Source organism: Alteromonas sp. 38 (assembly GCF_902506055.1).
Classification (GTDB): domain Bacteria; phylum Pseudomonadota; class Gammaproteobacteria; order Enterobacterales; family Alteromonadaceae; genus Alteromonas; species Alteromonas lipotrueae.
This window is the reverse complement of record NZ_LR733300.1, coordinates 1,865,829-1,888,374: the sequence shown is the minus strand read 5'-3', so window position 1 is coordinate 1,888,374 and position 22,546 is coordinate 1,865,829. Positions and strand designations below refer to the sequence as shown.

Below are 22,546 nucleotides of genomic sequence, written 5' to 3'. Positions count from 1 at the left end.
CAATTGATAGTGGCGGAAAAGTCATTGTGCACACTACTGTGATAGTGCAATGTGCAAAATGGTTCAACACAATTATTGTAAAGAGAGCATTGACATTTGGTAATGCAATGAAATATAGATGAATTTTATATTACACTTTTTAGGCATATATATTTCAATTTTTAAATCCTTTAGCAATAAAAAAGGCCGCTAAAAACGAGCGGCCTTTGAAAAATAACTAAAAATAGAGCGAATTGATTATTTCTTCAATTTACGACGGAAAATGGCCAGTAAACTTAGCGCCATTAACCCAAAGAAGCTCGTAGAAGCACCGCTACGCTCAAAGTTGTCATCTACTTCATCACCGTCTTCATCAATACTACAATCGTCGATGGCGCCGCCAGTAGGTGATAGTTTCACCGCGACAATAGCATCAACCTCTATGGTTTCACCTGCTGAGTTAATCACATCAGCACCCGTCACATATTTGCTGGTGGATCGAATACGCGCATTAGCGATAATTTCATCATTATCGTTAATATCGATAGCTTCTAGCAACGTGTATTCACTGTCACACGGCGTTAAGTCGTTTAAATCCAGAAACTCTTCAGTATCAATATTGAACATGAACGCGTGTGTCTCACGAACAGTATCGGATGTCGCATCAAAGTCAGATTTACCTACAATAATATTATTATTATTGATGGCATTCGCTTGAACACCGGCAGTGGCAAAGAAACCGTCGGGGTATAATTGCTCAGTGGTATCTAAGTTGTATGCGAATAAACGAGAACGTGCAATATCACTCGATTCACGCAACACTGCACCTGCTACCCAGTTGTTATCGTTAATCGCCATCGCTTGGCTAAGTAAGTTTTCTTCTCTCGGAAGGAGCTCTTGTGTTTCACCGTCTCTATATACGGTGGCAACACGCTCGCTTTCATTTAAGCCAGAAGAGTTAGGGCGTGTAATAGTAACCGCATCACCCGTTAACGCTTCACCCACCGCAATACCTTGTTCATTAATGTCATAGGCATAAGAAAAGTAATGTGAGGTGTCGTCTTCTTCCGGCGTGAAAAGTAATGGGAATGTGTCAGTGCTTATCACATCGCCGTTGACATCTAATTGCCAAATAGTCGCGTTGACTTCCGATGAAAGAATGAAACCCGATAAAAAGCTAGTGGAGTTTGTTACGAAGTAACTAGATATACGTGGTACGTTAAATTCACCACCGTAAATACTGAAATAACAGCGGCCTTCCGGTAAATCACCACGAGTTTCGTCGTCTTCACAAGTTTCGACTGCTTCATCAACCGTATCTAAAAAACTAACGGTACTGAAACCAGCGACTTGTAGATTTTGATTCACAGCACGTGCTGACGAGAAGCCACCTAAGGTGTCATCAACGGCTGGAATAACTTTTGATGACCCACTGCTAGTTTGAACAAACGCTTGCTGCGGTAATTCTGAGTAGGTGTAATTGATGGTATTACCATCTTCGTTTTCATATTCATCCAAAACAACTACGCCTGGAGAATCACCAACAATAAAATTACCGCTTACGCTATCTCTTCCGCCTGCTTCAACAGATTGGGTGTAATCATCAAATTTGTCGGTTACTTCATCTAAACCAGGCACCAAGTCTATATCAGTGGTATCGGTTAAATAGGTTCTGAAGCTCGCGAGCTTCTGACCTGTTGAACTGTCTTGGTTTGAAAGAAGAAAGTTAACGACTAAGGTATAATCAGCATCAGTAAATACACCTTGTACTGCATCATCTTCGTTTTCAAGAGACCCTGAAAACGTGGTAAAGAAACTGGTATCTTCTTCTAGCTGTTCTACATCAACAGGCGGGTTAAATTCCAATTGCACCATTGATAACATTTTGCCGGTATTATCAATTGAACGAGCGAAGGTATTTTGACCAACATCCTGCAAAGGAAGTGGTGTCACGGTGTAGGTTTCGGCGACTGCCGAAACACTACCTGTTGCCAACAGAACGGCGACGGCAAGCTGAGTTCGTTTCATCTAAAATCCTATTTACTGCTGATTATCTTCCAGCATACTTTCTAATTCATCCCAGCGCGCATATTTATGGGATAAGGCTTGTTCTTTCTCTGCTAACAGAGCTAAGGTTTGTGCAGTTTCGTCGTTCCCTTTTTTAAAGAATTCAGGGTCGTTAACTAACAACTGCATTTCCGCTAATTCATTTTCATACTGCTCAATATCTGCAGGCAGCGATTCAAGTTCGCGTTGATCTTTATATGATAACTTTTTCGTCTTACGGGGAGAAGACTTAGCACTAGGACTATTCGAACTTAAATTAGTTTCATTCTTTACTTTGGCTTTTTCGTCTTTAATAACTTGCTGACGTTTTGCATTTTGATCTTTGTACCAGCTCTCTACGTCAGTGAAGCCTCCAATAAACTCCCGTAAAAAGCCTTCGCCTTCAAATACGACACAACTATTAGCAACATTATCGACGAATTCCCTATCATGGCTTACGAGCAATACCGTGCCCGCATATTCATTTAACAGGGTTTCTAACATCTCTAGTGTTTCAACATCAAGATCGTTTGTTGGTTCATCAAGCACCAATAAGTTACTGGGCTTAAGCATTAGCTTGGCCAGCATTAGCCTGTTTTTCTCTCCACCAGATAATGACTTTACCGGCGCATTAACCCGCTCAGGTGAAAACAAATAATCTTGTAAATAGCTAATGACGTGTCTTGGGTGCCCGTTAACCATAAGGTCACGTTTACCATCACCTACAGCATCAATAACCGTTTGTTCCAAATCTAAGCCATGGCGATGTTGGTCAAAATAAGCCACTTCAAGGTTAGTACCTTGCTTACAGTTACCGTTATCGGGTGTTAGTTCTCCGAGCAACAACTTAATGAGGGTACTTTTACCACTACCGTTCGGCCCAACAAGTGCAAGTTTATCGCCACGTAGTACATTAAGGTTTAATCCCTTCACAATTTGATTACCGCCAATGGCGTAGTCTAAATCGGTTACTTCAAACACCATCTTGCCCGAGCGTGTACCCTGGTGCTGGCTTACTACTGCGTTCCCTTGTACCGCGCGTCTTGCTTTACGCTCATCACGCAGTTTCTTCAATGCCCTTACACGGCCTTCATTACGAGTACGGCGAGCCTTTATGCCTTGACGGATCCACACTTCTTCTTGCGCAAGCTTCTTATCAAACTCGGCATTATGGGCAGCTTCTACTTCAAGGTCTTGCTGCTTTTTCTCTAGGTAGGTTTCGTAGTTACCTGGGTAACTGGTTAATCCACCCCGGTCTAAATCAACAATACGGGTTGCCATATTTCGGATAAAGGCCCTATCGTGACTTACAAATACAATAGCGCCATTGTAATTAGATAAACTGCTTTCCAACCAACGAATCATTTCAATATCTAAATGGTTGGTAGGTTCGTCAAGCAACAGTAAATCGGGAGAACGAACCAAAGCGCGTGCTAATGCCGCTTTACGGCGCCATCCACCTGATAATGTCGATAATGAAATATCAGGCTCTAGTTTAAGCATGGTGAGCGTTTGTTCTATTTGCTGCTCAAATTGCCATGCATCACGGGCTTCCAAGGTTTCCTGCAAAGTTTGCAGACGATTTAAGTTAGCTTCACTAGGATCTTCAGCCACCAATTTGGTTTGGTGATGATAGGCTTTAATGGTGTCGCCTACATCTGCTAAGCCTTCAGCAACGTAATCGAAAAGGGTCACATCTGTGGTTTGCGGCGGATCTTGCTCTAATCGAGCAATTATCGTGTCGCTTTCTATAATGCGCTGGCCATCGTCGGCTATTACATCACCTGATATCACTTTCATTAGTGTGGATTTACCACTGCCATTTCGGCCTACTAAACACACGCGTTCTTTGGGTTGAACAATCAGTTCAACGCCATCTAATAAAGGGGGGGTACCGTAGATAACAGTGATGTTCTTTAACTGCAATATACTCACTGTAAGAATGTCTCCAATGCGTTGGTATCAAATGGCCAGCCGATTTCGGCGCCATTGTCTTCCCGTTTCAATACAGGAATGCGAGCACCGTATAAATGATACAAATCGGTGCTATCACGAATGTTTACTTTTTCCACCGTTAACGAAGAAAACTGCTGTGTATTAGCCAACTCAATGTCGGCCAAATCGCATAAACTACACTGAGGCCCTGTGTAAAACACTATTTTCATAAAGCTTCTCTTGATAACGTTTCTTTTGGTAACGCTTCCTTTGATAACGAAAGGATCCAGCACTTATGAATGTTTCCGCGCCGAGAAAAGTCTTCAGGTATGGTTTCCTGAGTAATATTTTCAATACTGAAACCTAATCCTTCTAACGCCTCTTCATCTAACTTGAAGCCACGTTTATTGTTAGAGAAAATTAACGTACCGCCCTCATTTAGACAGTTTCTCGCATTCGTTAGCATAGTAACGTGATCGCGCTGTACATCCCACGTGCTTTGCATACGCTTAGAATTTGAAAACGAAGGTGGGTCGATAAAAATTAAATCGTATTTACCTTTATGATCGCCTAACCATGACGTGCAATCAGCTTGAACAAAAGCATGTGGCCCATTTAGCTTGTTAAGCGCCACATTCTTTTTCGCCCAGTCTAGATAGGTGTTAGACATATCAACGGTGGTCACTGATTTCGCGCCACCTTTAGCTGCAAACACAGACACACTGCCAGTGTAAGCAAACAGGTTAAGTACATCTTTACCTTTCGCAAGCTGCATAACTTTTTGACGGGTGTTTCTATGATCTAGAAATAAGCCCGTATCTAGATAGTCAGTCAAGTTCACCAATAAGCGCGCACCGTTTTCGTACACTTCCATCATGGTGCCAGACTGGTTAATTTTTTCGTACTGCTTAGTACCCTTTTGCTGGCTGCGTACTTTAAGCACTATTTGCTTAGGCGATATGCCTGTAACAGTAGGCAAATAAAGCAATACTTCTTGCAAGCGTTTACGGGCTTTGTCTTCCGACACAGTTTTAGGCGGTGCGTATTCTTGTACTACTAACCAATCGCCGTACCTATCAATGGCCACGTTGTAATCGGGCAAATCGGCATCGTAGATACGGTAGCAGTTAGTATCAACTTTGTTGATCCAAGCCTTCATTTTCTTAAGGTTTTTCTTTAGGCGATTGGCAAATTCGTGATTCGACGCATCTTCAGTAAATTGAACTGTGTTTTCTTCGCTTAACACATAGTTCACTAAACGGCACTCTAGCTTACCGTTATTCATGCCGTAGTCTTTGGTTGCTCGTAATTTTAATACACGCAATAAATCACGGTTGCTGCTAAGCAATGATACGTGCCAGCCTTTCCATGCTTCTTTAAAACGCTTACCCCATTCGCTGAAAAGCGGGATAAGTGCTGTTAGCTCGCCCAAACGTTCACCATAAGGGGGGTTAGACACCATATATCCTGGAGTCGCAACCGGCGGTGACGACTTAGTGGCGTCTTGGTTGCTGAATTTAATATCGTTAAACACGCCCGCATAGTCGGCATTGTCTTTTGCAATGGCAATCATTCTGCGGTTGTAATCGGCAGCGAAAATTTCACTTTTGCTTTCTGTTTGATTCGAAATAGCATCATTTACCAACGAATCCCAGTATGCGGCATCGTGGCTTAACCACTGACTAAAGCCCCAATACTCACGCTTTATGCCAGGGGCAATATTACGTGCCATGAAGGCCGCTTCTATGGCAATAGTACCCGAGCCACACATCATGTCAGCAAGGGGCTTGTCCATGTTTTCGGTCCAGCCACTGCGCATTAACATGGCGCAGGCAATATGTTCTTTAAGTGGTGCATCACCCGTTTCTTGACGATATGAACGTTGGTGCAAACTTGCGCCGGCCATATCAAGACCAATAATCACATTGTCTCGTTGAAGTCTGGCGTAAACAGGGAAATCAGGCATTTTGCGCTCAACCGATGGGCGAGCTTGTCCCTCTTCTACGAATTGGTCGACAATGGCATCTTTAATTCTTACCGCGCCAAACTGCGTGTTTTTAATTTCGTAGTTAGTACCAATAAATTGCACTGATAACGTATGGCGAGATTCCATATGCATCTGCCAATCAATATCCATGGCTGTCTTATACAACTCTTCAGCATTTCCTGCCTTTCCTGTGCCTAAGATCCAAATAACGCGGTTGGCCAAACGAGACCAAAGACAAAGTTTATAAGCGTCTTCTTTGCTTCCTTCAAACTGCAACATGCCCGGAGACTGTTTAATTTCTGCACCTGGGCACAAATTGAGTATTTCTTGCTTAAGGAGTTCGTCAAGACCGCGGCTGGTTGTTGCCAGAATAGTATTCATTCAATTACCTGATAGAGCGTGTGATTATTGCCACACGCTTGAGTGTATAAAACTGTAATGTGTCGCTTTCGCTAATTATAGCGCTTTTACAATGCGTTTAACGAGGTCGGGCCCCTGATAGATGAATGCAGAGTATACCTGAACTAGTGATGCTCCTGCATCTAAACGTGCTTTTGCGGTTTCAGGAGAATCTATACCGCCCACGCCTATGATAGGAATAGCTCTATCAAGAGCACTAGATAGTTTTTTTGTTACGTTCAAGCTCATGTCGGTAAGGACAGAACCGCTCAGTCCACCCATTTCATCAGCATGCTTTAACCCCTGAACAGCATCACGAGAAAGTGTGGTATTGGTGGCAATAACGCCATCCATTTTGCTGGCGAGCAAAGATTGCGCAATGCTTTGTATTTCGCCATCTGATAAGTCTGGCGCAATTTTGATAAACAAAGGTACGTATTTACCGTGAGTTTGAGTAAGGGTTTCTTGTGCCGCTTTTAGGCCTACCAATAATGCATCAAGGGCTTCACCATACTGGAGGTTTCTCAGCCCAGGAGTATTGGGTGAAGAAATATTGATAGTTACATAACTGGCGTAAGGGTAAACCTTATTCAGACAAATAAGATAATCGTCGAGGGCCTTCGCATCGTCTGTATCTTTATTTTTGCCTATATTGATACCAATCGGGCCTTTAAAGTGCGCTTTTTTCACTTGAGAAACTAAGTGATCAACCCCTTTATTATTAAAGCCCATTCGATTGATAATTGCCTGTTTTTCAGGAATGCGAAATAAGCGAGGCTTAGGGTTACCCATTTGTGGGCGAGGTGTAACCGTACCAATTTCTACAAAACCAAAACCCATTTCAGCAAACGCATCTATACAATCACCATTTTTGTCTAAGCCTGCCGCCAACCCCACAGGATTATCAAAGGTTATACCTGCAATCGTCACTGGCTTTTGGATTGTCGTGGTGCTGTAAGCCCACTTCAACGGCGTGTGTTGCGTTTTATTTAACCAGTTGATTGTAAAGTCATGGCTTTTTTCGGGTTCGCATTGAAGCAACAGTTTTTGCACTAATGATTGCATAGGTGTTTGTTTTCGCTTGTATTTGGTATAAAAAAGCCCTGATTTACAGGGCTTCGTCATTTTTGATAGCGTGTATTCTAATGGCTAGACTTCACGCTTAAAAGCATCAATTCACGTAATGCGACAGAAAATTTCGCAAATTCATGGGTTGAGCTAGTCTTAAACTCTGACATCATATGATACCAGCGTTTCAACAACACTTGGTTGCTCTGCATCCAATCTTCCAAAATTTTGTCTGCATCGCTGGCCTCTGGGTTTATTTGAAGTAGATTAGCGGCAATTGAACGTTGCTGCCAATCCAGTTCTTCACGGTACGATGCGCGTGCTAGTGCTTGCCAATGGTTGCTGACTGCTTGATTGTTAATTTGATCTAAGAACCAATGCAATTCAAGTTTAGAGCCAAGCTGGAAGTACAACCGCGCGACAACATCAACACTATGTTTTTCAGCTGCAACAATGTGTGCTAGGTCGAAACTAGAGAACATATTGGAGAAGCTAGCTACTTGATACGCGATATCCTTCGGAACGTCTTGCGACACATAGGTACTTGTTTTCTCTTCTAGCTGTGAGTATTCAGCTTCTACTAAATAGTTCTGCAGATTCTTAGACAAGTTATTGAAGGTTTCACGATAGCTTGCAATCGACTCTTCAATAGACAGGCCTTTATTGCCGTGTCTAATATACCAGCGTGCAGCGCGGCGCATAATACGGCGAGCTTCATCTAGCATCTTAAGCTGTAGCTTCGCTGAAATAACGTTATCTAAGTCTTCAATACGGTTCCAGAGCGTTTCCATATCAAAAATACCGTGCACAATAGCGTAGGCATTAGCAATATCATCAACGCTGGCACCGGTTTCTTCCTTAATACGAAAGACAAAGTTAAGCCCCATATCGTTAACCATATTATTGGTCAATTTAGTGGCAATAATTTCACTTCTAAGTGGATGCTGCTGCATATGTGTACTGAATTTTTCACGCAACACCTTAGGGAAAGCTTGAAGCAACAATTTACCGTGATAAGGGTTATCAGTGATTTCAGGGATATTTAATGCATCTTTCAATACCATTTTGCCGTAGGCAATCAAAACACTAAGTTCAGGTCGCGTAAGACCACGATCTGACGCCACTCTATCCGAAATTTCGTCATCACTCGGAATGAACTCAAGCTCTCTGTTAAGTTGACCTTCACGCTCTAAACCGTGAATAAAGCGAAGCTGTTCTTTCAATAAGCTTACGCCCGACATCTCAGTAATCGAGATAGATTGAGTTTGGCGATAACAATCTTTAATCACAATACGCGATACGTCATCGGTCATGTCGTGCAGCAAATTGTTACGCTGTTTAACTGTAAGTTCACCGTCGTTAACCACGCTGTTAAGCAAGATTTTGATATTAACTTCGTTATCGGAGCAATCAACTCCCCCTACATTATCGATGAAGTCGGTGTTTACGCGTCCGCCGGAAGCAGCATATTCAATTCGACCTAACTGCGTTAACCCTAGGTTACCGCCCTCACCTACAATTTTGGCTTGCACGTCTTTGCCGTTTAAACGTAAGTCATCATTAGCTCTGTCGCCCACTTCCGCATGCGACTCTTTTGAGCTCTTAACGTAAGTCCCGATACCACCATTCCAAAGCAAGTCCACAGGCATTTTTAAAATGTTATGGATAAGTTCGTTTGGCGTCATCGACATCTGACGGGTGCCTAACCACTTTTTCATTTCTGGGGTAAGTTTAATCGACTTCGCGGAACGACTAAAGATACCGCCACCTTTTGAAATCAATGTTGAATCGTAATCTTCCCAACTTAATCGTGGGTTTTCGAACAATCTAGCGCGCTCTTTGTAACTTGCAGCTGCATCGGGGTCTGGATCGAAGAAAATATGTAAATGGTTAAACGCCGAAATTAATTTGGTGTGCTTAGATAAAAGCATACCATTACCAAAAACATCTCCCGCCATATCCCCCACGCCCACCGCAGTGAATTCTGTGGTTTGGCAATCGATACCGATTTCACGGAAGTGACGTTTAACAGACTCCCATCCGCCACGCGCAGTAATACCCATCTTCTTATGGTCATAACCGACGCTACCACCTGATGCAAAGGCATCCCCTAACCAAAAACCGAATTCATCAGCAATACCGTTGGCAATATCAGAGAAGGTAGCGGTACCTTTATCGGCCGCCACAACCAAATACGGGTCATCTTCGTCTAGTCGCACTACATCTTTTGGTGGTACAACTTCACCGTTTACAATGTTATCGGTGATATCTAGCAAACTGGTAATAAAGGTGCGATAGCACGCTTGACCTTCAGCCTGTATGGCTTCTCTGCCCTCACCAACGGGCAGCTTTTTACAAACAAACCCACCTTTCGCGCCAACAGGTACAATAACCGTATTTTTTACTTGCTGTGCTTTTACTAAGCCTAAAATTTCAGTCCGGAAATCTTCTTGGCGATCAGACCAACGAAGTCCGCCACGGGCAACCTTGCCACCGCGTAAATGCACACCCTCTAAACGTGGGCTATACACAAATATTTCAAATTTAGGCAGTGGCAATGGCATATCAGGGATCATTTCTGGCAGCATCTTAAATGACACATAAGATTTTTCATTGCCTGCTTCATCGGGCTGATAGAAGTTAGTTCGAAGGGTTGCCGACATCATATCTAAATAACGACGAATAATTCTGTCGTCATCTAAGTTACTAACACTGTCTAATTGGGTTTTAATATTCTCAAGTAACGCTTCTTCTTTCTTCGCATTTCGTTTCTTCTTCGGATTAATGCGCTGGTCGAAAAACTCCACTAGCAAGCGGGCAATATCAGGGTAATTCGCCAAGGTGTTCGCAATGTAATCACGACTGAATGAACTACCGGTTTGACGCATGTATTTTGCGTACGCACGTAAAATAGTGACTTTACGGCCCGTTAAATTAGCACCCAAAATTAAGCGGTTGAATGCATCGTCTTCTAAATCGTTATTCCACACTTTCGCAAAAGCTTCTTGGAATAAAGTCTGTGCGCGCTCCATGTCAAAATGTTGGCCACTTTTGTGCAACATAGTGAAATCCATCACCCAGTTTCTAAAACCATCTGGGCAGGTGATTTTATAGGGGCTTTCATCAATGACGCGCAAACCAAAGTTCTCAAGCATAGGCAATACATCAGAAAGATGAATAGGCTCAGCACGATGGAACAACTTGAGCTTCACTATTTGGCTGTCAGACTGCTCTTCTTGAGGACGATAAAACAGCATGTCGAGAGTATGATCATCATCTAACTGTTCAATTTTGCCGATATCAACAAGGGCATCACCCGGTAAGTTCTGTTCCATATAGCTACGTGAAAACGCATTGCCATATTTGCGCTCAAGGGCTTTACCCTGCGCTTCACCGTGTGCTGCTGAAATAGATGAAGCTAATCGATCGCTCCACGTTTTAGTTAGTTCAATAATATTGCGTTCTATTTCCTTCACATCAAATTCCGCGTTGTTGTCGTTGACCCTGGCAATGTAATGCGTGCGTGCATACACAGATTCAGAAAAGAACGTAGTAAATTCAACTTCTTCTTTAGCACCTAACGAGGCTTTTAATAGCGCTTGGGTGTCTACACGTAGTTGCGTGTTGTAACGCTCACGAGGTACAAATACCATACATGAGAAGAAGCGACCAAAGACATCTTTACGAATAAATAAGCGTGAAATACCCCGCTCTTGCATTTGGAATATACCCATCACTATTTGGGCTAATTCTTCTGCGGGTGTTTGCAGTAGCTCATCACGTGGATAAGTTTCAACAATATTCACAAAGGCTTTAAACGCATGGGTGCCTGGCTCATAGCCAGATAAATCACATATACGCTGAATCTTTTCTCTCAGCATAGGAAGTTGCGTCACACTTTGGTTATAGAAAGACGCTGAATAGAGGCCAAGGAAGCGATGCTCACCAATAACTTGCCCATCTTTGTTAAACGCTTTTACACCAACATAATCCATATAAGCAGGACGATGAACACGAGCACGAGAGTTTGTTTTCGTTAAAATTAACGGGCTTTGGCTTAGTGCCTCTGCTCTTGCACTGGAAGGTAATTTCGACAATAGGCGCTCTCTGTCATTAACAGAGTTCTTTAATAAACCTAAACTAGTATCGTTAGACGGTATCCAGCGATGGTCGCCCTCTATGGCCTTCACTTCGTAATAACGATAGCCCATCATGGTAAAGTTATGGTCGCTTAACCATTGCAAATAAGCTTTGGTTTGTTTCTTTTCATCAGTCGATACAGGCCAGTTTAGTTTCGTACTGTCTTTAACCACTGTTTCTAACTTAGTGGTCATTTCTTGCCAATCTTTAACCGCCAACGACACTTCGTCTACCACTGAGTGTAATTCTTTCGTTAATTCATCAATGTCTTTTTTCGCACTTTGATGATCAACCTCGATAAATATCACTGTTTCTTTTCGGGTGTTTTCAACTGTCTTGCCAGGCTCGGCAAACTCGGCCACTTGGTTTTTACTATTTCGTTTTATTCCAATTGGGCTATGCAAAAATAAATGTGCAGTAATGTTTAATCGGTTGAGTGACATACGCACCGAATCGACAAGAAACGGCATGTCCCTAACAATTATTTCAACAATGGTATGGCTTGAGTGCCAGCCATGCTTTTCTATTTCTGGGTTGAAGACACGAATGTAAGGTGCTGAATTATCGAATTTTGCAAGCCCGTTCCATAAGCTTAAAGTGGCACCGTATAAATCGCTGTCGTTACGATCTTCTAAGTCATCACTAGAGATATTTTTATACAACAGGCGTCCGAATTGCTGCACGAGTGACTTCTGCTGGGCATCCACCTTTTTTTCAATGAGTGCAAATACATTATCTAGCAGTACTGAGTGTCGCTGTGAGGTGACTGTCATTAGTTAACCTTATAAATGTCGTAAGTGCTAAGTTGCGCGGCTATTTTCGCTAAAACTGAGAGGTATTAAAAGCCCCTTTTTAACCTTATATTAACAGCATAGATAACTATGCAAAAAACACCTATAAAAAAAGGCCTTACGGCCCTTTTTTATGATTAGCTATGCAAAAATATTATGCACCGGGGTCATTTCTATTCCACCACAAGAATCTTGCCAGTGCTGGAAGTACGATAATTGCTCCTAACATATTAACCACGAACATAAAGGTCAACAAAATACCCATATCCATTTGGAATTTAAGTGAAGAGAATACCCAAGTACTTACCCCTATTGCCAAAGTAATACCGGTGAACAGTACGGCACTACCTCGCTCTTTTAAGGCAGCTAAATAAGCTTCTTGAACCGTAGCACCTTGTTTAAGCATAAGGCTCTTTGTCGATAAGATATAAATACCATAATCAACACCGATACCCACACCTAATGCAATAACTGGTAAGGTTGATACTGTAAGACCAATTTGCAGATACGTCATTAGTGCTTGCGCTAAAACAGACACAACATACAGTGGAATTACCACCACTAAGGTTGCACGTACAGAGCGGAAGCTAATTAAGCATAATGCGATAACGGCGCCAAATACATATACCATCATTGGATCTTGTGCAGCCTCGACCGCTTCGTTCGTTGCCGCCATCACTCCCACTGGGCCTGATGCCAGACTAAACGACATATCGTCGGTCTCATACTCAGTACGGAAATCTTTTACAGCATCTACCACACGAGAAATGGTTTCTGCTTTGTGATCTTCCATAAACAGAATAATCGGCATGACAGAACAATCACCATTTAATAAGCCAGATGAAGTTGGCACCCTTGAAATAGCTTGCACTAAGGTTTGTTGGTTACGAGGTAGAACCTGCCATTTAACATTACCTTCGTTATAACCCGCGTTAACTATCTTAGCCACTGATGCTAATGATACGGCCGACTGCACACCTGGAACGTTCTCCATTTTCCACTGAAAATCATCCATCGCTTTCATTACGCTGTGAGACGTACAAGCTTCAGGGGTGGTTTCTACCAAAATAGAGATGTAATCCACCGTGACTTCATACTTGTCAGTAATCAAGAAGGTATCTTGGTTATAACGTGAAGACTCATGAAGTGCTGGTGCACCCGCGTGCAAATCACCTATCTTCATGTTTTGTGCTTGGTAGTGCCCAAAGCCGAATAATATGGCGGTTACAATTAGAATAAAGGCTGCTGGCTTTTTACGTGAACACGCTGAAACAATAGCCCAAAAACGGGTGTTACTATTTTCTTTGCCAGCAAATTTATCAACGTACTTTTTATCAAGCTTTAAAAAGCTCATCAGTACCGGCAATAGCATAAGGTTGGTTAATATAATAACGGCAACACCCATACTTGCTGTAATGGCCAGTTCACGAATAATACCTATATCGATAACCAGTAAGGTCATGAAACCTACTGTGTCAGAAAGTAAGGCAATCCCCCCCGGCACTAATAAGCTTCTAAACGCTGCCATAGACGCACGTTTTGCACCTATTCCTGTTACCGCACGTTTTTCTACCGCGTTAATCATTTGTACGCCATGACTTACACCAATAGCGAAAACTAAGAACGGCACCAGGATGGACATAGGATCCATACCAAAGCCTAACGAAGTTAGTAGACCAAGCTGCCAGATAACTGCAATCACTGAGCACAGTAGTGGCAATATAGTGAGCATGATACTGCGAGAGAAGAAGTACACCATGATGGCCGTTATCGCGATAGCAATAGCGAAAAACAAGAGTACGTCTTTAGCGCCATCAGCCACATCACCAATCATCTTGGCAAACCCGATAATATGAATAGAAATATCTTCGTTTTCATATTCACCGCGAAGTTGCTCTTCAAGCTCCGCCGCTAAGGCAAGTGTATTTAACGGCTCACCCGTTTGTGGGTCGATATCCAATAGCTGTGCTGTCACCATGGCACAGCTGTAGTCGCTGGCTACTTGACGACCAACAATATTGGCTTTTTCAATATTGGCAGCCACTAGCGCTAAGGCCGCGGGGTTTGCTGAATTGAAGTCGGCTGGAATAACTGGCCCGCCAGCAAAGCCGCCTTCTACAATTTCAGTAAAACGGGTAGAGGGAGAAAACAATGAAATAACGAGAGAACGGTTCACACCATTTATGAAAAATAGCTGGTCGTGCACGTTCTTTAGCGTATCGAAAAAGTTCTGATTGAATATATTGTCGTTCTTATCACAAACAGAAACTAAGATATTGTTCGCACCACCGAAGTCTTGGCGATGTTCAATATAGGTTTTCATGTACTCATGATTGAGCGGAATATTTTTTTCAAAACCAGCGTCAAGTCGCATCTGCGATGCTTGAAAGCCTAAAAAAACCGTCGCGATAGCAAAAAGGGCTACCACCAATTTACGGTTAGAGAAAACAAGATGTTCAATGAAATGGGTCATAAAAGCGAAACCACCCTACTTTGTATTTAGCGTTTTTATACCATTCGCGGTAACAGCTATGGTGTGGCCATTAAAGCTAACGGCATTTAACATGGCAGCTTTATCTTCAACCTGTGTTACTGAAATACCCTTTGCAGGCTCACAGTTTGCAGGGTTAGCGTATGGATCGTGATCGCTGACAGGTAGCGGACGAGTGGCTGACACCATCATACCGTTGTTACCCATTGCAACAACCGTGTCGTTATCGGACAGTAAAATTGAATTTAAGGTACTGGTTGAACAAGAATTTACATATTCCCACTCACCTTGGTTGCGTAAAACAAAAATATTTCCGCGAAGACCTACAGCCAGCAACGTAGAATCGTCAAGGGCTTTAATATCGAAAAATGAGCCTGTGTAATCAACCTCGAAACGTTCCCAATTTTTCCCCATATCATCGCTGCTAGCTAATAAACCCGCTTCTCCAGCAAGGTATAGTTTTTCGGCATCGCGAGTGACTCGATTTAAATGAGGTAGAATAGATTCTAATTCTTGTTGATAGAAGGCTTCGTCTTCTTCTCTAACACTTTCTAAATATTCACGATCGTATGGGTCTAACAAACTTGCATGACGCTCAGTTTCCCAGCTTTTTCCGCCATCTGTAGTCCGGTAAAAAAGACCGTACGCGCCAGCAGCAATACCGTGACTTTCATCGAAAAATAGCACATCTAAAAATGGACGTTGTAGTTCGGGCTGCACATTCTGGATTTCCCAGCTCTGTCCCTTGTCTGAAGAATGAATGATGGTGGCATCATGGCCTACAGCCCAAATATTGTCGCCTACTACGGTAGTTGCAGTGAGTGTAGCTTGGGTGGGTACGGCAACTTGATTAAACGCCGTCCCATCTTCTGAAATAAGAATATGCCCGCGTTCTCCGACAACAACGACAAATTTATCAGCGTCAATATCTAGCAAAACTGACTGTTCAACTAAGGGTGCAATATAGGCATCTTCTGCTGAAGCAGTTACGGAGTAATTTGCTGCGAGTGCTGCAGTTATGCACGCTGCAATGGTTTTTTTCATGATTAACCATTCTCCCTAAAATTTAATTGTCTGAAAACAAAAACGGTTGGCATTGCCAACCGTCTTAACACAAAACGCTTAGCGTTTACCTTCTCGTCGTAGCGCCTGAGGCGTAAACTCAACATCTCTTGGACGTATCGAGAAATCATACATACTTTCTTCGTTATCAAGACCAATGGCCAAATAACGGCGAGAGTTTAAGTCGTAATAGGTATCAAGGGTTGACCACTGTGTAGGTACTTCATAGTAGTTCACTCCATAAGCTACACCAACACGATACAACTCACCACGATTATCATACATATCAGCTACTTGAATTTGCCAGCTATCTTCATCAATGAAGAATACACGTTTTTGATAAATGTGACGGAAACCTTCTTTCAACGTAGCTTCAACCACCCAAACACGGTGCTTTTCCCAGCGCGTCAAATCAGGGTTAACGTGGTTAGCATGAAGAATTTCATCGTAACTTACGTTATCTGAATGCAGTGCATAGTTATTATAGGCTACGAACATCTCTTTCTTGCCAACGAGTTTCCAGTTGTAACGATTAGGAGAACCATTAAACATATCGAAGTCATCAGTGGTACGTAGACCATCTGCTGCAGTTCCTGGCGTGTCATAAGCAATGTTAGGTGCTAAACGTACACGACGCTGGCCAGTATTGTAAGTCCACGCTTTACGAGGCTCTTTAACCTGATCTACTGTTTCATGAACAAGCAGTGCAGTTCCAGCTAAACGAGCTGGTTTAGTCACTTTTTGCTTAAACATGAACAATACGTTTTCATCAGTAAGCTTTTCAGGTGTAGCACCTTCTTCAGCGTACTTAATCATTAACTGTTCATCAAAACCGATAACGTTGTAATCACCTGAAGTAGTTACCGCTGCTTGCCCACCGTTACGTTCTACGGCAGCACCGCGATAACGTAAAATGTGGTTCCAAATTGCTTCCATACCGGTTTTAGGCATTGGGAATGGAACACCCAACACTGCGCCTTTTATGCCGTTTCCGTCATCAAGCAACTCTGCATTAGTGGCGTTAACCTTTGTTGCATCATAAACAGCTTGCGGGTTAGATGCTGAACGACGAGTTTGATATACCGGCATGCGGTAAGTATCAGGATACGCTTCGAACAACTTTTTCTGACCTTCGGACAGGAAATCAGCATATTCTTTATAGTTCGACGCCGTTATCTCAAATAACACCTTATCTTCTGGAAAAGGGTTTGGATGGTGGTCGCCTACCGAATAGCCTTCGGGTGCTGATGTAATACCACCTGTCCATGCTGGAATGCTTCCATCAGCATTCGCAGCTTGTATAGCACCCATAGGCGTTAATTCACCGCCTAACTTTTTGGCATCTTCTTCAGAAACCTTAGCGTGAACACTTGCACCAGTTAGCGCTATTGAAAGCGCTGCTGCAATAATTCCAAATTTTCTAATCATATACATCACTCTTTAAATTGAATACTTGATGTTAAACGAAACAAAATCTCTGTCTGAAAGCGCATTAGTCGTTCCAATGCCGCCCCAGAATGCACTATAAGAAGCTGTTGCTGACCACTTACTTAAGTAATCGAACGTTAACGCCAGTGCCGCAGATTTAACATCTTCGGTGAATACATAGAGAGGGTCTGGTGTAGTACCCTCTACATCGTGAGAGAACGTCGCACGGGCTCGAAGGTTAACGCCCGCCATAATATCGTTCCAATCAGCAACGGCCAGTAGTCGGTAACCCCACGCGTCATCGGTAGCGAACGGGTTAGTTTCTGGACCGTCCGAAAGGCCTATGTGCAGACCTTCACGGTTATTGCCACTTGCAGTAGGTTCTAGCGACGGTGTACGCGATGTACCAGGCGCATTTAAGCGAATAACATTTGGATCTGGCATATCAACAATATTGACATAGCCCAACTCACCTAATAACACGAAGTTATCAGCACCAAACTTAGGACCATAAACGTGTGATGCAGTTAACTGCATTTGCCACGTGTCTGAGAACAAGAATCCTTCAGCTGTTTCACCTGGACCTACCGCTCGGCCGATATTGTTAAGTTGAGAAATACCTTCTAAGTCTGGACGCAGTCCAGCATTAGCTAGCTGCTCTGGCATACCCATATAGAGTAGCTCAACATCGTCAATTTGCAGCGGTTCATCAACACGGTAAGCAAATTCACCGGCTAACGCGGTAGTGCCAATGTTGGTGTTAAAACTCACCCCGTATAACTTAATGTCTTCTGGATAATAAAACTCAGATTGGGTGAATGCACCCAGCTCAGTAATGTTATCGCGCGTCACTTCGTTAGTTGCTATGAAGGCTAAGTCTGACGCAATACCTTCGGCGGTAAAGTCAGACGTTACACCAGAGATAAGTGGACGTTGGCTATGGTAGTTAATGTGGTAGAAACTGATTTCAGATTCGTTCAATGCCTCAGCAAACCAAGTAACACGTAAACCGTATTGACCCTGATCGTCGGCATCTTTATGCGCTTCGTCAGAATAGCCACGAATAGCCACTTTAGTAGGATATGCTAAGTAGGCAGAGGCAATATCAGCAGAATTACCGCCAGCACGTAACAAGTCACCGTAGCCATTAAGTGCAGTTAACAAGTGATCTAAATCAATATCAGGGTTACCACTGAAACCTAATTGGACGTTTTGACGCTGACCGCCCTCACCCGCAAAGTCGTTACCCGCGAAATAACTACCAGATACAGGCAACCAACTGCGTTCCCATTCATATTGATAGTAACCAGATACGCTTAATGTATCGCTTAGCCCTAACGAGGCGTAAACCATACCCACTGGAATAAATACTTCCTTAAGTTCCGCACCTGGTGCACGTGCACGGGTTACGTCAACAGGGTTCGTTGTATTGATACCATGTTGGATAAAGGTACTTTCACCCCAACTGATAACCTGGCGACCTACACGAAGGGTTAGAGGCTTGTCACCAATCCACCAATCACCATAGAAGAAGGCATCATACAGGCGCACATCGGTACACAATAAATCTTCTGCTTCCGGATCTTGACAGTGATCGTATTGAACGCCAGTAATGGCATTTGAATTAGGACGGTCACCATCCATTTGTTCAAAGTCGTAAAACCAAAAACCACGTGCGAAGAAACCGAAATCGCCAAAGTTTATATCTAGCTCATGGTTTCCTGAAATTTGTGTTGCAAATGCATCACCTGGATCATGAGATAAATTTCCTAAGTCGCCATTGGTTGAATAACCGCCGTCAGCTAACGCCCAAACGTCGCTACTAGGATAAAGTGGATTGAATGCTGCGTGGTAACCTGACCAATCAAACTGTGCATGATTACTATTTCCGATAAGACTGTAATCTCTAGACTCAGTACGAATACTGGTAGCCACTGTGAATGTAGAATCAAGAGAAATGCTAACATCACCTACTTGCCAATTAGCGGCGTTAGCAGGAAGTGCGGCAGCACCCAAGAGGGTTAGCACACCTACAGCAACAGGTGACATCTTAAAAGCGCGAGGCCTATTTATCATATTTTTATACTCCCTAGTCGACGCACAAGGCTGCGTGACATCGTGATCAACCATAACGATTAACAAAATGATTACATCATTTTGCCACTTTCGCAAGAAGTAATCGTACCAGTTAACAAAATTTACAACATTAATCGTATCAAATAGTTATTGCTTTGTGGGGACTATAAAAGCAACTTATCCGAAAGGTGTAAGTAATTGGCGTTATCTTAAAATATACGCACAAAAAGCAACCAAAGGTAAAGGTTTTATGCTTTAGCGTAACCGCTCGAAGGCTTTAATTTTGTTGTTGGCATCAACAATCATGCGAAAACGACCGACAACACCTTGGGAGGTGATGAACTGTTTTATTCTAGTAGAGGGGACTTGTACGCTGATGCCATTTTCCGCCATCATAACGACGGTTGGTACAGCACCAGAGTACAGTGCCTCACATTGATTGTAAGGCACATTGACTGAAAAATAATAAACGGTATCAGTGGCTTGAATGGTTGTCATACGCCAAACTTTTGCTCACTTTCTCAAACACATCTTTGCTTAAGCCTTTGTGATTTAACAATCGACCTAGCTGTGCTTTCATCAACACTTGATGGGGTTCTGCAAAACCTTGCCATTGTATCAAGGGGGTTATTATCCGTGCTGCCACTTGCGGGTTAATAGCATCTAGCTTAATAAGATAGTCGGTGACAAACTTATACCCTTCCCCATCTACACTATGGAAACGTTCGCTGTTATAGAATGCGAAACTGCCTATTAGTGAACGTACGCGATTAGGATTACCCATACTAAATTGAGGATGCTCGCTTAACATGGTAATGGTAGCCAGTATGTTTTCACGGGGTTGCGTTGCATGTAAGGCAAACCATTTATCAAGCACTAAGGGGTCATGACGCCATTTTTCTTCAAACTTGGCCATCAAGTTTTCAAATGCTTCAGAGGGTAGTGACTGGGCGGCTTTTAGTGCGCCTAGGGTGTCAGTCATGTTGTCGGTCTTATCGAACTGCGATATCACCAAGTCTTGATGCTGTGGTAAGCGTGCCAAATGAGATAACAGTACATTTTTACAGCGACGAGCATTAACTGCATCTTGTTGGTAACTATAGGTTTCTGTGGCGATACCATTAAACGCATTAAGTAACACTTCTTCTAGCTGGGTAGAAAACTGTCGGCAAAACGCCTTTCGTGCCTGTATGAGTGGGTGCACATTAATATCGCATCGAGACTGACACAAGGTTTCAAATGAAGGTATCACTAAACATTCACTTAAAAGCTCAATATTATCAACTTCGCTGTCTATTGCAGAGCGAATACCCGCCCAAATACCACTGTCTATCGTAGCAGTGGCATCTTCATATAGCTCACTGATACAGCGGTTATACAAAGTCTGCATAGCATCCCAACGATTGAACGCATCTTGCGAATGGGCAAATATAGTGAGTAGTGAAGCGGTGTCGAGTTCATTGTGTACTTTCACTGGGGCGGAAAAGTTACCCAATAACACTGGGGTCAATTTCTTAGCATCACAAGTAATGTTAATCGTGATTTCAGGCGCATCTACTATCAAAAGGTCGTTCTGAATAACGCCACTGTCATCATGATATCGATTACCATCTTCATCGATAACTTCAAAGCCCAGAGGAATATACAAAGGAAGCTTTTCGCTTTGATCTGCTGTGCTGGGGGTATTTTGGGTTACGGTGAAGGTATGTACATACCCCGTATCATTCTTGATAACGTTGTGAGCAAGAGACACTTGCGGTGTACCAGATTGACTGTACCAGCGAGAAAACTGAGTAAGATCTAATTCGGTAGCCGATTGCATGGCTGAAACAAAATCATCGCACGTCACTGCTTGTCCATCATAACGACGGAAGTATTCGTCCATGCCTCTTCTAAAACCTTCCGGCCCTAAAAGGGTATGGAACATGCGAATAACTTCTGCGCCTTTATCGTACACCGTCACCGTATAAAAGTTATTCATCTCAATAACTTCTTCAGGTCGAATAGGATGGCTCATTGCGCTGGCATCTTCTGCAAATTGGTGCTCGCGCATCACACGCACGTGTTTAATGCGGTTGCTTAACGGCGATGTCATGTCAGCACTAAATTGCTGATCGCGAAATACCGTTAGTCCCTCTTTTAAACTAAGCTGAAACCAGTCTCTACACGTTACGCGGTTACCAGTCCAGTTATGGAAGTACTCGTGGGCGATAACAGCTTCTACATTAAAGAAATCATCGTCAGTCGCTGAGTCTTGGTCGGCCAATACAAATTTACTGTTGAATACATTCAGGCCTTTGTTTTCCATCGCGCCCATATTAAAGAAGTCGACGGCCACAATCATGTAGATGTCGAGGTCGTATTCGAGCCCGAACACGTCTTCATCCCATTTCATGGCACGCTTCAATGAATCTAAAGCGAAGGTACCTTGAGATTTCTTACCTTTATCGACATAAAGCTCCAGCGCTACCTCTTTACCACTTGTGGTGGTATAGGTGTCGGTTAATAAATCAAAATCACCTGCCACTAACGCGAATAAATAACAAGGTTTTGGGTGAGGGTCGTGCCACGTAACGAAGTGCGTACCATCAGGGTTTTCACCACGCGCTACAGGGTTGCCGTTTGATAACAACATGGGGAACGATTTATCCCCTATGACTTTCACTGTATAAACTGACAAGACATCAGGTCTGTCTGGAAAATAGGTTATGCGCCTGAAACCTTCTGCTTCACACTGCGTACAGTAAGCGCCGCCTGAAAGGTACAAGCCTTCTAGTGCTTTATTGTTTTCTGGGTCAATGTGATTTTCAATTTCTAACTCAAAATCGTCTGCATCGACATTTAACGAAAGCGTTTCGTCATTCTGTGTGAAGTCAGTGAAAGATTTACCGTTAACTTTTATAGAGACTAACGTTAATTTTTGCCCGTCTAATACAAGTGGCTGCCTTTCGTGGCCGCTATTTTCATCAGCGCTTTTAACGGTGTTTTTAGCCGTGTTGTTGGCAAGCGTACGCTTAACGCTAAGGATACTTTTAACCACGGTTTTTGTGGGGTGTAAAGAAATAGTCAGGTCGACTAACGGGATAGAAAAAGCGGGCGGAAGATAATCCGCCCGACGTTTAGCTGTAACTGACATAGAGTCTC

At 43.0% G+C, this 22,546-nt stretch carries 12 protein-coding genes; all 12 read right to left on the bottom strand.

What is annotated here, in order from left to right; genetic code table 11:
* Positions 1 to 237: 237 nt before the first annotated feature.
* The 12 genes from FLAVO9R_RS08025 to pepN all read right to left on the bottom strand — a co-directional run bounded on the left by FLAVO9R_RS08025 (position 238) and on the right by pepN (position 22,538).
* A complete protein-coding gene (locus tag FLAVO9R_RS08025; protein ID WP_159530314.1) occupies positions 238 to 2,007 on the bottom strand; it encodes a DUF3466 family protein in 1,770 nt (589 codons plus the stop codon).
* A 12-nt stretch (positions 2,008 to 2,019) separates the two neighbouring features.
* On the bottom strand, positions 2,020 to 3,960 hold the full coding sequence (uup, locus tag FLAVO9R_RS08020) for an ATP-binding cassette ATPase Uup (protein ID WP_159530311.1): 1,941 nt from the start codon (positions 3,958 to 3,960) through the stop codon (positions 2,020 to 2,022).
* Entirely contained in the window at positions 3,957 to 4,190 is a 234-nt protein-coding gene (locus FLAVO9R_RS08015; protein WP_159530309.1) for a glutaredoxin family protein, read from the bottom strand. The genes uup and FLAVO9R_RS08015 overlap by 4 nt, the downstream gene beginning before the upstream one ends.
* Complete coding sequence (gene rlmKL / locus FLAVO9R_RS08010; RefSeq protein WP_159530307.1) at positions 4,187 to 6,328, bottom strand: bifunctional 23S rRNA (guanine(2069)-N(7))-methyltransferase RlmK/23S rRNA (guanine(2445)-N(2))-methyltransferase RlmL; 2,142 nt, start codon at positions 6,326 to 6,328, stop codon at positions 4,187 to 4,189. Before rlmKL ends, FLAVO9R_RS08015 begins: the two co-directional genes overlap by 4 nt.
* A gap of 75 nt (positions 6,329 to 6,403) precedes the next feature.
* On the bottom strand, positions 6,404 to 7,411 hold the full coding sequence (pyrD, locus tag FLAVO9R_RS08005; RefSeq protein ID WP_159530305.1) for a quinone-dependent dihydroorotate dehydrogenase: 1,008 nt from the start codon (positions 7,409 to 7,411) through the stop codon (positions 6,404 to 6,406).
* A gap of 77 nt (positions 7,412 to 7,488) precedes the next feature.
* Complete coding sequence (locus FLAVO9R_RS08000) at positions 7,489 to 12,327, bottom strand: NAD-glutamate dehydrogenase (protein ID WP_159530303.1); 4,839 nt, start codon at positions 12,325 to 12,327, stop codon at positions 7,489 to 7,491.
* A 172-nt stretch (positions 12,328 to 12,499) separates the two neighbouring features.
* Positions 12,500 to 14,818: an efflux RND transporter permease subunit gene (locus FLAVO9R_RS07995; protein WP_159530301.1), complete on the bottom strand. Its 2,319-nt coding sequence runs from the start codon at positions 14,816 to 14,818 to the stop codon at positions 12,500 to 12,502.
* Positions 14,819 to 14,833: 15 nt separating this feature from the next.
* Positions 14,834 to 15,880 carry a WD40/YVTN/BNR-like repeat-containing protein gene (locus tag FLAVO9R_RS07990; protein ID WP_159530299.1) on the bottom strand — a complete coding sequence of 349 codons (1,047 nt, stop codon included), beginning with the start codon at positions 15,878 to 15,880 and terminating at the stop codon, positions 14,834 to 14,836.
* A 78-nt stretch (positions 15,881 to 15,958) separates the two neighbouring features.
* Positions 15,959 to 17,326: a DUF1329 domain-containing protein gene (locus FLAVO9R_RS07985; RefSeq protein WP_159530297.1), complete on the bottom strand. Its 1,368-nt coding sequence runs from the start codon at positions 17,324 to 17,326 to the stop codon at positions 15,959 to 15,961.
* Positions 17,327 to 17,338: 12 nt separating this feature from the next.
* Positions 17,339 to 19,402 (bottom strand): DUF1302 domain-containing protein, encoded by a 2,064-nt coding sequence (locus FLAVO9R_RS07980; protein ID WP_159530280.1) that lies wholly within the window; start codon positions 19,400 to 19,402, stop codon positions 17,339 to 17,341.
* Positions 19,403 to 19,657: 255 nt separating this feature from the next.
* Complete coding sequence (locus tag FLAVO9R_RS07975; RefSeq protein ID WP_159530278.1) at positions 19,658 to 19,900, bottom strand: DUF2835 family protein; 243 nt, start codon at positions 19,898 to 19,900, stop codon at positions 19,658 to 19,660.
* Entirely contained in the window at positions 19,878 to 22,538 is a 2,661-nt protein-coding gene (gene pepN / locus FLAVO9R_RS07970) for an aminopeptidase N (RefSeq protein WP_159530276.1), read from the bottom strand. Before pepN ends, FLAVO9R_RS07975 begins: the two co-directional genes overlap by 23 nt.
* Positions 22,539 to 22,546: the final 8 nt, after the last annotated feature.